The sequence below is a fragment of the Parasedimentitalea denitrificans genome, from assembly GCF_011813015.1.
Taxonomy (GTDB): Bacteria; Pseudomonadota; Alphaproteobacteria; order Rhodobacterales; family Rhodobacteraceae; genus Parasedimentitalea; species Parasedimentitalea denitrificans.
Genome location: NZ_QHLQ01000019.1, coordinates 46791 through 59870 on the forward strand (window position 1 = coordinate 46791; position 13080 = coordinate 59870).

Below are 13080 nucleotides of genomic sequence, written 5' to 3' on the forward strand. Positions count from 1 at the left end.
ATTCATCCGTGATTCGAGGTCAATTTCTTTTTTGAATCAAATACCTGTGGTTTATTCTTGATACAACATCTGGTGTATCGGCTTGAACGAACGCCTATGATGTTGTGTCACCCCCAAATCGACTAAGGCCGCTTTGTGCTGCTTAGACGGGTATCCGGCGTTCTTTTCCCAACCGTAGCCTGGGTACTGTTGCGCTAAATCCACCATCAATCTGTCGCGACACAGTTTTGCCACAATCGAAGCAGCGGCAATCGACACTGATTTGCCGTCGCCTTTGATCACTGCTTCGGATGGCAGTTTCAGCCCGTTGGGGATCAGATTTCCATCAATCAGTAGGTAGTCAGGGGCTGGATCCAGCATCGCCACTGCCCGCTCCATCGCCAGATGTGACGCCCGCAGGATGTTGATCTCGTCGATTTCCTCAACCGTGGCGTGGGCTATCGCCACTTCTCCATGGTCAAAAATCTCTTGCTCGACGGCTTCACGCTTTTTGGCGCTTAGCTTTTTGGAGTCGTTCAATCCGGGCGGGATGTTTTCCGGGTCAAGGATCACCGCGGCAGCAGTGACCGGGCCGGCCAATGGTCCGCGTCCTACCTCGTCCACTCCGGCAATCCGCAAATAGCCACGCTGTTGCGCGGCGCTCTCTAGGCTGTAATCTGGTTGTTCCATGTATCTGTCAGACCCAAAATCAGGCCCCAGTACAAGGAAAATTTTGACGAAAAAAGGAAGGCCGAAGCCCTCCAGTCTGCTCTAGGCTCTTTACGGCCGGAATTAGCGCCGCACCATGCGATAGCCATTGCGGCGCAGGCATCGGGGTTTGAACGCATTCTTATGTTGGCGTCCGTTCCAGAATGTGACGCGACATTGTTGTGGCAGCGATTTTACACTGTGGCGGTAATTCTTGCGCAGGCAGCGCTGCCCCACCAGGTTTCGACCGTCGCGAAACTCGGGGACGTAACGCAGACATTCTTTTGGCAGATCATAGCGGGTTACCTGCGGCGGCAAGGGGCGCGGTGTCGGGTACGAAGGAGTTGGATCAACTCTTGTGCGGGTCACGGTTCTGTTTTTACGGCGTTCCTTGTTTATGGCGACACCCAGAACGCCCAGGACAGCGAGGCCGGCAAGCAGCTTGGCAACATCGTCATCGGCGCGGGCTGGAGCGGCGGAAAGCCCTGTGATGGCAATTGAGGTCGCAAGAACAAAGGCAATGAATTTGCGGTGCAGGTTGGGGCGGATGGCGGATGGCATGGCGGAACCTTTCCAGTTGGGTGTCATGATCGGCACGTGGCCGGTATGTCTCATGCTGGCTTTGGGGCGGTCAGACAGGCAATAACAGCCCAGTGTTATTGAATATCCACTGCTGCAATCGTTTGTTGTTATTGAATATCGCCCCGTCATTGCCCAAGGTGATCGACATGAAACATCTTCTTTTGAAACCCGCGCTGATTGCCGCCTTTATGGGGCTGGCTGCCCCTGCCCTAGCGGCGGATTGCTATGCCGATTACAAGGCCAAGCAGGACAACCCATTGCGGTTGCACTACGGTGTGATTGAATTGTCCGGCGACTGCCAAAAAGGGGCCGCCAAGGCTGAGATTCGCGATCGCATTGCACCGCAAGGCTGGACCCTGTTGAATGTCATATCGGTCTTTGGCCCCGAAGGACTGGAACAAAGGAAGCCCGATGCCGGATCCTACTATCTCCGTTTCTGAAGCCCGCAGCGCCGGTGGTCGGGTCATAACGTTTGGAATAATCGCCATTGTTGCCCTGCTGGTTGCAGCGGGGACCTTGTTGCTGCTGACCCTGCCCGACGCCAACGCGTTTAACGCGCGGGTGGAACAGTTGTTTGTGGAAAATGATCTGACCACGCAGGCTGAGATCAAGCTGCTAGAGATCCTAGCGCAATCCGGCACCTCGTTTGCGGATACGCTGAGCAGTTATCGCATGGTGATCTTTGTCCTGCTGGTGTTTGCCACCGCGATGATGATCGCGGCCTTGATTGTTTTGTCGATGCTGGTGCTGCTGAACCGGCGCATGGCGCAGATTGAGCGGGCTGGCATTCAGGTGACAGAGCTATTGATCAGTCGGGAGGAAAACACCGTGTACCTGAACAATATGGGGTTCCGCTTGACCCCGGCGGCGATGGAAACCCTGTCGGTTCTGGCAGAAGCCCGGCTGGATGGCGATGTGATGTCGGGTGCTGAAATCGAGGGGGTGGTTTCGGGTCGTGATGCCACAGACTGTGAAGAAGCGGCCGGGGCTACCCGAATAAAGCGGTTGCGCGATACCATGGGCAATCAGCTGATCAGTGAGTTGTTGGTCAAAAACATCGCCAAACGGGGCTATGTGCTGGCGATCAGCAAAGATGTGATCCGGATGATCTGATGCGCCTGGATGTCTCTGGCCGGCCATAATTTGGAGATGTCAGATTTGAGTATTTTGGCAAAAAGAAACACGGGCGCTGGCTCTGGAATTCAATCTGTGGCACCCCACATAGTCACTGCGCACAGCTGATAAGAGGGCCCGGCCAATGAATGTACATGTAAAGCCGGAAAAGGATGGGTATTCCATTCTGATTGAGCAGCTTAACGGCACAGTATCGCTGCACCACGATGGCGTTTTACTGGCGCAGAGCGATCAGGCCAAGGTGATGTATGAAACGCGCCTGACGCCGACCGTGTATTTTCCGCCTGAGGATGTGGTTGCTGATCTGTCCAAACGGACGGAGTTACAAACTTTCTGCCCGTTCAAGGGCACGGCGATTTACCGTGATTTGATCTTGCCGGGGACATCGATAAAGAATGCGACTTGGGCCTATAATGAGGCCCAGGACGAGGCCTCGGCGATCCGGGGTCATATTGGCTTTATGCCCAATGCCTTTACCGATGTGGATTTTGGCGACAATGAAATCCTGACGCGGGATGATGGCAATATTTCCGGGCCAGTGATTGACTGGCTGCTGCGCGAGGCGGCCTATTTGCCGACGCCAGAAGAGTTCACTGCCGCCTTGGCCGCCAAGTTGCGGGATCAGGGGGTGTATTTGTCGCGTATGGCGGTGATGGTCTGGTCGCTGCATCCGATGATTGCAGGCAAGAATTTTGTCTGGAGTAAGGAAAGTGGTGAGGTCACCACCTTTGCGCCATCCTATGAGATCCATGATCACCCAGCCTATCAGAACAGCCCCTTGCGGCATGTTTCTAATGGATTGGGCGGGGTTCGGCATCGGCTGAGCGGCAGCCATCCGACCGATGCGTTTCCGATTCTTGAGGACCTGAAAAAGGAAGGTGCAACCGATTATGTCGCGATGCCGCTGCGGTTCTCGGACGGGCGCATCAATGTTTTGACCCTGACCAGCGACCACCCTACCGGGTTCTCCACTGAAAACCTGGGTTTTATTTTCGAGTGCTCGGCAGTGATCGGCCGCTACTACGAGGTTTTCATGCAGCGCGAAAATGCACAGGCGCTGTTGGAGACTTATGTGGGCAAGCGATCAGGCGCCCGTGTGCTGGGCGGAGAGATCCATCGAGGTGATGGGGATGATATTGATGCGGCCATCATGTTTTGTGACCTGCGTGGATCTACCCTGCTTGAAGAAGAGCTAGGCCGTGCGGAATATATCAAGGTTTTGAACCAGTTCTTTGAAACCACGTCGACGATTGTTCATGAAAATGGTGGTGAAGTTCTGAAGTTCATCGGCGACGCGGTACTGGCGGTGTTTCCCGCTGATAGCGATCCGAAAGCGGCCCGCGCGCAGGCGCTGAATTCAGCGCGGACTATTGTGGCACGGCTGGATGAACTTGCGCAGGAGGAGGCCGACCATCGCTGTGAATGTGCGATTGGCATAGCCTATGGCGGTGTCACCTATGGCAATGTGGGGTCGCAAGAGCGGTTGGATTTCACTGTAATCGGCCAAGCGGCCAATATTGCGGCCCGGTTGGGTGACTACGGCAAGGCTCTTGGGCATCCGATTGTGGTCAGTCAGGATATTCTTGATGAAGGGACGCATGCCTTGCCCTTGGGGGCGGTGGCGCTGCATAATGTGTCTAAACCAGTAGAAAGTTTTGCCATTTCAGTGCCGTAAGCGGTGAAACTGTGGCGATGCATTCAGGGTCAATTGCCCGATGCTAGGTTCTCGGTTGCCACGTTATCATAGGCGGCAACCGAATATAGTTTAAAACTGGAGAGATCAGAACAGCATAACTGCACCGGCGTCTTCTTTGACCGGGGCTGGTTTCGCTGCTGCGCGTTCCTGATCGCCAAGGCGGCGGTCGTTTTCAACCCGAGTCTGCTGTGCATTGCCGGTCACTGGATGAAACCGGACGCGGCGCGCAGAGGTGCCGCCAACACTAGAAGACACACAAGAGATACCTTCGTCACGCAGAAAACGCTGCACGAAGTCGGCATTCGAGAGGCCAATGTCTGACAGGTTGACAGACATTTTTGCACCGCCAAATACCTTGGCTCTTAGCTGGCTTCGGATAGCACCCTTTTTAAGCACGCCGTTAATCAGCAGTTCCATCGCATGAACACCGTAGCGGGCGTTCTTAGCGTCCTCGACGCTGGTGCTGGGCAACAGAAAGTGGTTCATGCCTCCAACGCCGCTTTCGGCGTCGTACAGACAGGCCGAGATGCAAGAACCCAGAACGGTGGTAAACATCACCGATGGGCTAGTAGACACGCGGTACTCGCCCTGCAGGACTGTAACTGATGACGTATTTGCGAAAACAGAACTCAAAGCAGTGTCCTTCCCTTAAAGATTATCAAGCCTTACAGGCCTGAAGAAGTGTTCCGGCCATACGCGCCAATGACACTTGTTTTTGTGCTGCACCAGTCTGCCATGCAACGCGCGGCATGCCATAGACAACGGAGCTTTGTTCGTCTTGGGCAAACGTTGTGGCCCCTGCCTTGCGGAGCTCTAGCAGGCCTTTGGCGCCATCTTGCCCCATACCTGTTAATATTGTTGCAACAACGTTCTTGGCAAAGGGCACTGCGGAGCTGAAAAGTGCATCAACTGATGGCGTGTGGCCAGAGATGGCCGGGCCCTCTTTCAGGCGGGTTTTGTGGGGCTGGCGAGGTGTCAAACCAAGGTGCCGCTTTTGACCGGCCGCAATGTGTACAGTGCCTGGTTTCAGCGCGATACTGTCCTCGGCTCCGACAACAGATGCGGCGCAAATTCGATCTAGCAGGGCCACCAGACCGGCGCCAAAGTTTTTGCCGGTGTGCTGAACAATGACAGTTGGCGGGCAGTTGGCAGGAAAGCCGACCAACAGGCTGCGCAGGGCTTCGACACCGCCAGTAGACGATCCGATCAGGATAATCTTGTCTGTGTCATTGGCGGCGGCAGGAGCCCCGCCTCTTGCTGATTGACGGCTAGGGGCAGCACTGCGGCGTGGTGCTTTCACCATCATGTCGAAATATTGAACGAATTGAACGGGATGGTCGGATTTGCTCAACTCGAAAATACCGGCGCCGCGATCTAGCAGCGGGTTGGATTTTCGCGCCGGTGCGGCCGAATGGCTGTCCATCACCGAGACCCAGCGCGTATCGAGCGCAGAGAACATCGCCATCATCATTTCGAATTCAGGAAGTTTGGTGAACCCATCTTCGACGAAGGCAAAAGTAGGCGAAGCTGCCTCCGCCTGATTGTAGGCCGTCATCAGGTTGTTGGCCAAGAGAACTTGAATGCCTGGGTAGGCAGATTCCATGTGGCTCTGTAGCGACCGAGCAAATCCCCGATCCAGAGTTACGATTAAAACGCTTAAGGACGACAAATTTTTACCCATTCATTATTGCGTGGTTGAATGACAACCAGTTTCAAGGAGACGGAGCGGTTGGCCAATCCGGGGTGGTCCCAGAGTTTTGCCAGCGTTTGCCGCCTAGGGTTAAAAGTCCCACAAGACATCAGTCGGCCCTGAGGTGGCCGTCGCTTTTGCGATATGCTGTCTGCCGAAACTGTAGCTTAGTTTGGACAAAATACTGTTAATCCGAAAACACCGGGATGCGCCGTCAAGCATGAGCTGTGACACTCGTTGCGACAGACTGAACGCCAATTGGAGAGATCTAGCTGGCTCCATTATATCCTCCCAAAGGATCGTGACCTGGATTGCAGTATTTGTACTGATGCCTTTGATGGTCCACTGGGAGTTAATTTGAACCTTACAAACGACATGTATTTCCATTTTTTGAAATTGAATTGCGTGTCTATTGCCGCTGGTTGGCGTCAGTACGTTGCCAGGAACTTAAGTTCGGGACTGCGGAAAAGCGGTAATATAGTATAAGGAGTCTTTTGGGTGCCAGAGCTTCGAACTGCCAATCTTCAGACGGTAGTCAAAGCAATGCGAGAGAAGTTCTCATAAAATACAGTGAAAATTGTCGCCCCAAGAACCTCCTTGATAATCGAAAACCCCGGGTGCTCGGCAATCAATTATTAAGGCGCGCGGCCTATGTGTTTTGCATCGAAGTTCAACACGTCGCCGACAACGGGGGTGCGAATCGCTGAATATGCCGACTGAACCACAAACATATGTTTTGGATTTGCCAAATGCATTTTCTGAGCTGACACCACTGATCACGTTCCTGGATGGAGCGGGATCGCAACCGATCAAGATCGATTGCAGTGAGGTGGCGATGATGCCGTCTCGGTGTCTGCAAATGCTGCTTGGAGCAGAACAACAATGGCGATCCGAGGGGTTAGATTTCTCGGTCGTAAATATCAACGAAGGCTGCCGCCGGGCATTATCCCTGATGGGGGTCGATGCAAACCGATTTGAAGATAAGGAAACAGCATGAAAACCAAAGTTTTGGCGATAGATGATTCCCGCACTATTCGTAATCTGCTTGCAGCCTGCCTAGAGGAAGCTGGATTTGAATATCACAGCGCCGTGGACGGCCGTGAAGGGGTAGACTTGTACCCTGACCTGGCCCCGGATGTGGTGATCACTGACATCAACATGCCTAACCTCGACGGTTTCGGCGTGATCGAAGAACTCCGCGGTGATGGCATCAATTCCAAGGTTCCGATCCTGGTTCTAACTACCGAGAGCTCAGCTGACCTGAAGGCGCGTGCGCGTTCTGCCGGTGCGACCGGTTGGATCACCAAACCCTTTGATGATGATTCTCTGATCTTTGCACTTAAGCGCGTAACAGGGGCGGTTGCATAAAATGACTGGTTCGATCATGGATACATTCTTTGAGGAGTGCGAAGAGCTCCTTGAGGCAATGGATGCGGGTCTGGCTGCCATCGAAGAAGGCGACCAGGACGCGGAGACCGTCAACGCGGTGTTTCGGGCTGTGCACTCCATCAAAGGCGGCGCTGGTGCGTTTGGCCTAGATGACCTGGTGGCCTTTGCGCACAACTTTGAAACTGTTTTTGACGATGTACGTTCCAATAAGCTGCAACTGGACGAAAAACTGGTCCAGCTTTTGTTCCGGGCCAGCGATCACCTGTCTGATCTTGTGACCTGCGCACGGGATGGTGGTGAGGTCGATCAAGCACATCACGATGTGCTGATCTCGGCTCTGGGCGAATACATTGACGACGACGAAGAAGAACTGGTCTTTGAGCCTATGGGTGTTGGGGCCGCGTTCGATCCTGCCCCCCTGCCCTCGCTTGCCGAGGCGAAAGAGGCCACTTTCGACATTCGTTTCCATCCGTTGAAAGAGATGTTTGATACTGGAAATGAACCATATTTCCTGTTTCAGGCTTTGTCTGACTTGGGCGAGCTTACTGTTCGGTTGGACGATAGCGAACTGCCTGGGTACGACGCGATGGAAGATGGCGAAAGCTATCTATCCTGGGAGCTGACATTGGTGACCAGCGAAAATCGGTCAGCGATCGAGGCTGTGTTTGAATTTGTCGAAGGTCTATGTGAGCTGTCCATCAGCTCTGAAGGTGAAGAAGAAGCCGACGCCGATGCTCTTGCAGCACTGAACGCGGCTTTCGGCCTTCCTCCGGTTGAAGAAGAAAGCGCGGTGGCGCTCCCTTTAGAGCAGCCGGTGCCTGACGCTGTCGAAACCCCCGCCCCGGTTGATGCCGTGGCTGAGGTGGAGGTCACTCCGGTGCCGGAAGTTGAGTCTGAAAAAGTTGCGATCAAAGCGGCGGGTTCGAAGAAGGAATCAACAAAGTCGAGTGGGCCAAAACCCACCCTGCGAGTTGAGCTTGACCGTGTTGACCGCCTGATTAACGCAGTAGGAGAGTTGATCATCAACCACTCCATGCTGGCTCAGCAGATTGCCAACCTGGACGTTAGTGATACCCGTGATGTCGAGACCGAGCTGGAAGGGTTTAAAAACCTGGCTCGTGACATTCAAGAAGGTGTCATGGCGATCCGCGCCCAGCCTGTGAAACCGCTGTTTCAGCGTATGGCCCGTATTGTCCGAGAGGCTTCGGCCGCTACTGGCAAAACAGCCAAGCTGATAACAATCGGTGAGACCACTGAGGTCGACAAGACGGTGATTGAACGTCTGGCCGATCCGTTGACGCATATCCTGCGCAACGCGGTTGATCACGGGATTGAAAGCCCAGAAGCCAGGGCTGCGGCTGGTAAAGAAAAAGGCGGCGAAATTACCCTGACTGCGGCGCATCGTTCCGGCTCTGTCTGTATCGAAGTCAAAGATGACGGCGCTGGGTTGAACCGCAAGAAGATCCGCCAGATCGCCATTGATAAGGGTCTGATCCCTGAAAATGCCGAACTGAACGACAGTGAGATCGACAACCTGTTGTTCTTGCCGGGCTTCTCTACTGCCAAAGAAATCTCGAACCTGTCGGGTCGTGGTGTTGGTATGGATGTGGTGAAAAACGCGGTGACGGCGCTGGGTGGTCGGGTCAATATCTCCTCGAATCCTGGCCAAGGTTCTGTGTTCTCAATCATTCTGCCACTGACGCTGGCCGTTATGGATGGAATGGTCGTTTCGGTTGCCGGGCACACAATGGTGGTGCCTATCACGGCTATCGTTGAAACCATGCGCGGTAACGATGACATGATCAACAACCTCGGTGCGGATGGCACACTGTTGTCTATTCGTGGCAGTTTTGTTCCGATTTGTGATGTTGCTGGCAGCCTTGGTCTGCGTAGCAACACAGGGGACGAACCGGCTGGTGTCTACCTACTGGTTGAAACCGAAAATGGCGACCGGTGTGCCCTTGCAGTGGACGACATTCATGATCAACGCCAAGTGGTGATCAAAAGTCTGGATGGCGTCTGTGGCAATGTACCTGGCGTTTCCGCCGCAACTATTCTTGGGGACGGCAAAATCGCCATGATCCTTGATCCTGAAAGCATCGTAACGGCGTCGTCCTCGGCAGCCGTCTTTGACACCGACCGGAGGATGAGCAATGCAATTGCAAGCTGAAACCAAACACACTGAACACAGCGAGTTCGTCAGTTTCACTGTCGCAAGCCAAGCGTTCTGCCTGAAAATAACCCAGATCCGTGAAATTCGGCGCTGGCAACCGGTCACGGTTCTGCCTCATGCGCCGGCCGATGTTCTGGGCGTGATGAACCTGCGTGGTGCGGTGATTCCGATTTATGATCTGTCAGCACGGTTTGGTCTTGAGCAGGCCGAAGCCAGCGAGCGCAACGTTGTTATTGTTGTCTCGGTTCATGACAAACCCGTCGGGCTCTTGGCTGAATCCGTGTCCGAGATCATCTCGATTGATCCGGAAGACATTCAGGAAACACCGCAGGTGGATAGCCGTAACACTATGGATTTCATTCAAGGGATTATCTCTCAGAATGATGAAATGGTGCGGATCATCAATCTGAACGCGGTTATTGCCTCGACGGAGCAGGTGGCACTGTGACCATAGCCAGTTCGATAGAGTCCGGAGCGGGCCAATTTACCCTGTCAGATCAGGATTTTGATGCAATTGCCAAGTTTGCCCATAAGAACTTTGGGCTGGCTCTGTCGAGCAACAAGAAACCCTTGGTCTCGTCGCGGTTGTCGCGGCGGCTAAACAAGCTGAAGGTGCGGAACTTCAATAAATACCTGGCGAGCTTAGATGCGCCGGGTGGCGAGGGTGAGCGCAGCGAATTGTTGTCGCTGTTGACCACCAACGTGACGCAGTTCTTTCGGGAATCGCATCATTTTGATACTCTGCGCAACGACGTTTTGCCGCCGTTGATCGAAAAGGCCCGCAGTGGTGGCCGGGTTCGGTTGTGGTCTGCGGGCTGCTCTAACGGGCAAGAACCGTATACCATTGCCATGGTGCTTCATAAGCTCTGCCCCGAGGCAGGTCGGTTGGATATCAAGATTCTTGGCACCGACATCGACCCGGTTGTTGTCCGCACTGCACAGGCGGCGCAATACCCTGCCGATGAACTGGCCCAGATCCCGGCTGAATACCGGGTCAAGGCTGATGCTGGCGCAGAAAACAAGATCCCTGAAGCTGTCCGCTCCTTGGTTAGCTTTGGTGTTTTGAACCTGATCGAACCGTTTCCGTTTCGCGGTAAGTTTGATGCCATTTTCTGTCGCAACGTGGCGATCTATTTTGACAATCCGACCCAGCAAAATGTCTGGTCGGCGTTTCAAAAGTCGCTGAATCCGAATGGCTACCTTTTCATTGGTCACTCGGAACGCATGTCCGGCCCTGCAGCCCAACAACTAAGGGCCTCGGGGATTACAACCTACATCAACTCTTCTGCCGGCTCCCTCGCCTAATTTGCCGGATCTGAAGTCACTACAAGGAAACTAAAAAATGAGCCTCAAAGACTCTCTGCGCGTTATGGTTGTTGATGACATGTCCACAAGTCGTGGAATTCTGACCCAGACATTGGATGAACTGGGTATCAAGAACTATATGGTTGAAAACAACGGTCAGTCCGCCTTTCAAAAGATCGCCACCAATCCGGTGCATCTGGTCCTTTCGGACTATAACATGCCCGGCATGGATGGTTTGGGCCTGCTTAAATGTATGCGTGAAAACCGTTCCACTCAGCGGACTGGTTTCATTCTGGTAACGGGTAAGCCGACACCAGAAGTGGTCGAAGTTGGGCGCCGTCTTGCAATGAACAACATCATTCGCAAGCCGTTTACCGTAGCGACCATGAAACAGGCGATCGAACAAGTGGTAGGACGCCTGTAATCATGGAACAGAATGGTAAAACCCTGACTGATCTCTGCGCGATTTCCGCTCGTGAAATGTCTCATCTGCAGGCTCAGGTTCAACAGCTTGAAGACGTGGTGTTTACCATTTTGGAAAGCGACAGCAAACCGACAAGCAAAGACCGTCAGGCGCTTCAGGATTTCGATCTGGTTGCGCAGACGCTCGCCGGTTTGTCTGGCTTTTATCAACGCCTGCGGTTGCAGACGATGGATGGAAGTGAGTCGAATCTAAAGACAGCGTCCGAGGCTGTTACGCTGCAGAAATTGCGTGAGCGCCTGCGCGATACGGATGCAGCCCACTCTGCATATTAGGCGAATGTACCGAGATCGCCCTTACTGGGTGGTTCCTAGGTAGCTAGCTTTGCTTCTTTTACAAACCGTGATCAATTCGATCACGGTTTTTTCTTTCTCTTTGTGCTCGGCGCGCGATAGAATGGTCCTTAACTGGTGTTAACTGCGTTGAGGTTGCGAAGTGACTGCTATTTTTCGGATTTTTTGCGTCTTGGCCCTGGCGGTTGCCCCGGCTTTTGGTCAGGCAGATAGTCGCCGGATTGCCTTGGTTATGGGCATGTCCGAATATCAAAGCCTCCCGTCTTTGGATAACACTAAAAATGACGCTGTTGCCATGGCTGCAACGCTTGAGGGAATTGGCTTTGATGTCACTCTTTCTGTTGATGCGGGTGTGGCGGAAGTTGAACAATTGCTGGAAGATTTTTCCTTTCGCTCTGAGGTTGCAGATCTCGCACTGATCTATTTTGCCGGTCACGGGATTGAGGTGCAGGGCGAGAATTTTCTAATTCCTGTGGATGCCGCGGTGAACAGCAACCTGGATGTGCAGCGTCAATCACTGTCATTAAAGCGTCTGTTGGGGGCAGTGGATCGCGCCAGAAAAATGCGCATCGTTATTCTGGATAGTTGTCGCGACAACCCATTGGGCGATGGGATTGCTCTGAGCAGTAATACGGCGGCAAATGCTGATGGCGAAGGCACACGCGGCGGCGGTGGCGGCATGGCCGCGGCAGACCCTGACCGCGGAACATTGGTGGCCTTTGCCGCGCGCGATGGACAGGTGGCGCTGGACGGGAGTGGGGACAATAGCCCTTACGCGACTGCTCTGATGAGCAAGATGACCGAACCGGGCTTGGAAATTAGCCTGATGTTCCGACAGGTTCGCGACAGTGTGCTGAACCAAACCGGTAACCTACAAGAGCCGCATACCTATGGATCGCTGACCGGGGTGCCCTTTTACCTGGCCGGTGCAGCCGAAGGTCAGGTCGATGTTGCTTCGATCGAGCCCATCGACGCTTGGGCCTCATTGCGGTCCGACCAAGAGGAGCAACTTCTGGCATTGGCAGATCAGGGTGATACCCGATCGATGCTGGGGCTAGCCTATATGCGGTTGAACCCAAACGAAGGCCGGTTTGATCCAACGGCGGCGGTAACTTTCTTGCAGACGGCTTCGGATGCAGGCTCACCTGAGGCACAGTTCGAATTGGCCAAACTGTACGAACGTGGCACAGGTGTTGCGGTGGATCATACCAAGGCATTGGCACTGTATCGCGCTGCTGCAGAACAGGATTTTTCTGATGCAATCAATGATCTTGGCTTCCTGCATTATCAGGGTGGGCTGGGCCTGCCGGCGGATCCGCAAAAGGCCCTGACGTTCTTTGAACGCGCTGCTGATTTGCGCCACCCGCAAGCACAGTTCAATTTTGCAGCTCTGATCGATGATGGGTTGATTGCTAACAAGGGTCCTGACGAATCTGCCTATTATCTTTATCAGGCCTTGCGGTCCGGTAGCGCGGATGTTCTAGACCTGCTGAGTAAGCGTCCCGCAATGTTCACAGGGGAAACCCGTCGTGCACTGCAGGCCATGTTGAAGGAACACAACTTCTACCAAGGCTCTATCGACGGGGACTTTGGTCCAGGTACGCAGCGTGGCATTCGACGCGCATATGGAATTGAAGATTAAACACAAGT

At 53.8% G+C, this 13080-nt stretch carries 15 protein-coding genes; 11 read left to right on the plus strand and 4 right to left on the minus strand.

Annotated features, from left to right (window positions below; translation table 11 throughout):
• Nucleotides 1–51 precede the first annotated feature (51 nt).
• Both rnhB and DL239_RS16565 read right to left on the minus strand, forming a co-directional pair.
• Nucleotides 52–669 carry a ribonuclease HII gene (gene rnhB / locus DL239_RS16560; RefSeq protein ID WP_167685213.1) on the minus strand — a complete coding sequence of 206 codons (618 nt, stop codon included), beginning with the start codon at nucleotides 667–669 and terminating at the stop codon, nucleotides 52–54.
• Nucleotides 670–771: 102 nt separating this feature from the next.
• Nucleotides 772–1302 carry a hypothetical protein gene (locus DL239_RS16565; RefSeq protein ID WP_240931899.1) on the minus strand — a complete coding sequence of 177 codons (531 nt, stop codon included), beginning with the start codon at nucleotides 1300–1302 and terminating at the stop codon, nucleotides 772–774.
• A 113-nt stretch (nucleotides 1303–1415) separates the two neighbouring features.
• On the opposite strand from DL239_RS16565, the gene DL239_RS16570 reads away from it, so the two are divergent.
• From DL239_RS16570 to DL239_RS16580, 3 genes are all read left to right on the plus strand, one after another.
• Complete coding sequence (locus DL239_RS16570; protein ID WP_167685214.1) at nucleotides 1416–1709, plus strand: hypothetical protein; 294 nt, start codon at nucleotides 1416–1418, stop codon at nucleotides 1707–1709.
• A complete protein-coding gene (locus DL239_RS16575; protein WP_167685215.1) occupies nucleotides 1681–2382 on the plus strand; it encodes a winged helix-turn-helix domain-containing protein in 702 nt (233 codons plus the stop codon). Before DL239_RS16570 ends, DL239_RS16575 begins: the two co-directional genes overlap by 29 nt.
• Before the next feature lie 145 nt (nucleotides 2383–2527).
• Nucleotides 2528–4078 carry a DUF427 domain-containing protein gene (locus tag DL239_RS16580; RefSeq protein ID WP_167685216.1) on the plus strand — a complete coding sequence of 517 codons (1551 nt, stop codon included), beginning with the start codon at nucleotides 2528–2530 and terminating at the stop codon, nucleotides 4076–4078.
• Between the two features lie 105 nt (nucleotides 4079–4183).
• Here DL239_RS16580 and DL239_RS16585 read toward each other — a convergent pair whose 3' ends face one another.
• Nucleotides 4184–4732, minus strand: a complete 549-nt coding sequence (locus DL239_RS16585; protein ID WP_167685217.1) for a chemotaxis protein CheD — start codon at nucleotides 4730–4732, stop codon at nucleotides 4184–4186.
• Between the two features lie 25 nt (nucleotides 4733–4757).
• Entirely contained in the window at nucleotides 4758–5702 is a 945-nt protein-coding gene (locus DL239_RS16590) for a CheB methylesterase domain-containing protein (protein WP_167685218.1), read from the minus strand.
• Nucleotides 5703–6498: 796 nt separating this feature from the next.
• Between DL239_RS16590 and DL239_RS16595 the strand changes: the two genes are divergently transcribed.
• From DL239_RS16595 to DL239_RS16630, 8 genes are all read left to right on the plus strand, one after another.
• Nucleotides 6499–6786, plus strand: coding sequence for an STAS domain-containing protein (locus DL239_RS16595; protein ID WP_167685219.1), 288 nt, complete (start codon nucleotides 6499–6501; stop codon nucleotides 6784–6786).
• Nucleotides 6783–7157 carry a response regulator gene (locus DL239_RS16600; RefSeq protein WP_167685220.1) on the plus strand — a complete coding sequence of 125 codons (375 nt, stop codon included), beginning with the start codon at nucleotides 6783–6785 and terminating at the stop codon, nucleotides 7155–7157. Before DL239_RS16595 ends, DL239_RS16600 begins: the two co-directional genes overlap by 4 nt.
• Nucleotide 7158: 1 nt before the next feature.
• The gene (locus tag DL239_RS16605; protein WP_167685221.1) at nucleotides 7159–9348 is read left to right on the plus strand and encodes a chemotaxis protein CheA; all 2190 of its coding nucleotides are present in this window, start codon (nucleotides 7159–7161) and stop codon (nucleotides 9346–9348) included.
• Complete coding sequence (locus DL239_RS16610; protein WP_167685222.1) at nucleotides 9332–9799, plus strand: chemotaxis protein CheW; 468 nt, start codon at nucleotides 9332–9334, stop codon at nucleotides 9797–9799. Before DL239_RS16605 ends, DL239_RS16610 begins: the two co-directional genes overlap by 17 nt.
• Nucleotides 9796–10656 carry a CheR family methyltransferase gene (locus tag DL239_RS16615; RefSeq protein ID WP_167685223.1) on the plus strand — a complete coding sequence of 287 codons (861 nt, stop codon included), beginning with the start codon at nucleotides 9796–9798 and terminating at the stop codon, nucleotides 10654–10656. The genes DL239_RS16610 and DL239_RS16615 overlap by 4 nt, the downstream gene beginning before the upstream one ends.
• Nucleotides 10657–10693: 37 nt before the next feature.
• Complete coding sequence (locus DL239_RS16620; RefSeq protein WP_167685224.1) at nucleotides 10694–11080, plus strand: response regulator; 387 nt, start codon at nucleotides 10694–10696, stop codon at nucleotides 11078–11080.
• A 2-nt stretch (nucleotides 11081–11082) separates the two neighbouring features.
• On the plus strand, nucleotides 11083–11412 hold the full coding sequence (locus DL239_RS16625; protein WP_167685225.1) for a DUF8776 family protein: 330 nt from the start codon (nucleotides 11083–11085) through the stop codon (nucleotides 11410–11412).
• 160 nt (nucleotides 11413–11572) lie between these two features.
• Nucleotides 11573–13072, plus strand: a complete 1500-nt coding sequence (locus DL239_RS16630; RefSeq protein WP_369410583.1) for a caspase family protein — start codon at nucleotides 11573–11575, stop codon at nucleotides 13070–13072.
• The last annotated feature ends 8 nt before the right edge of the window (nucleotides 13073–13080 follow it).

What these genes read in the sequence shown, in the direction of transcription:
- DL239_RS16600 (WP_167685220.1), top strand. Translation starts at nt 6,783, where the DNA reads ATGAAAACCAAAGTTTTGGCGATAGATGATTCCCGCACTATTCGTAAT.
- DL239_RS16565 (WP_240931899.1), bottom strand. Translation starts at nt 1,302, where the DNA reads ATGAGACATACCGGCCACGTGCCGATCATGACACCCAACTGGAAAGGT.
- DL239_RS16575 (WP_167685215.1), top strand. Translation starts at nt 1,681, where the DNA reads ATGCCGGATCCTACTATCTCCGTTTCTGAAGCCCGCAGCGCCGGTGGT.
- DL239_RS16625 (WP_167685225.1), top strand. Translation starts at nt 11,083, where the DNA reads ATGGAACAGAATGGTAAAACCCTGACTGATCTCTGCGCGATTTCCGCT.
- rnhB (WP_167685213.1), bottom strand. Translation starts at nt 669, where the DNA reads ATGGAACAACCAGATTACAGCCTAGAGAGCGCCGCGCAACAGCGTGGC.
- DL239_RS16595 (WP_167685219.1), top strand. Translation starts at nt 6,499, where the DNA reads ATGCCGACTGAACCACAAACATATGTTTTGGATTTGCCAAATGCATTT.
- DL239_RS16580 (WP_167685216.1), top strand. Translation starts at nt 2,528, where the DNA reads ATGAATGTACATGTAAAGCCGGAAAAGGATGGGTATTCCATTCTGATT.
- DL239_RS16620 (WP_167685224.1), top strand. Translation starts at nt 10,694, where the DNA reads ATGAGCCTCAAAGACTCTCTGCGCGTTATGGTTGTTGATGACATGTCC.
- DL239_RS16605 (WP_167685221.1), top strand. Translation starts at nt 7,159, where the DNA reads ATGACTGGTTCGATCATGGATACATTCTTTGAGGAGTGCGAAGAGCTC.
- DL239_RS16590 (WP_167685218.1), bottom strand. Translation starts at nt 5,702, where the DNA reads ATGGAATCTGCCTACCCAGGCATTCAAGTTCTCTTGGCCAACAACCTG.
- DL239_RS16610 (WP_167685222.1), top strand. Translation starts at nt 9,332, where the DNA reads ATGCAATTGCAAGCTGAAACCAAACACACTGAACACAGCGAGTTCGTC.
- DL239_RS16570 (WP_167685214.1), top strand. Translation starts at nt 1,416, where the DNA reads ATGAAACATCTTCTTTTGAAACCCGCGCTGATTGCCGCCTTTATGGGG.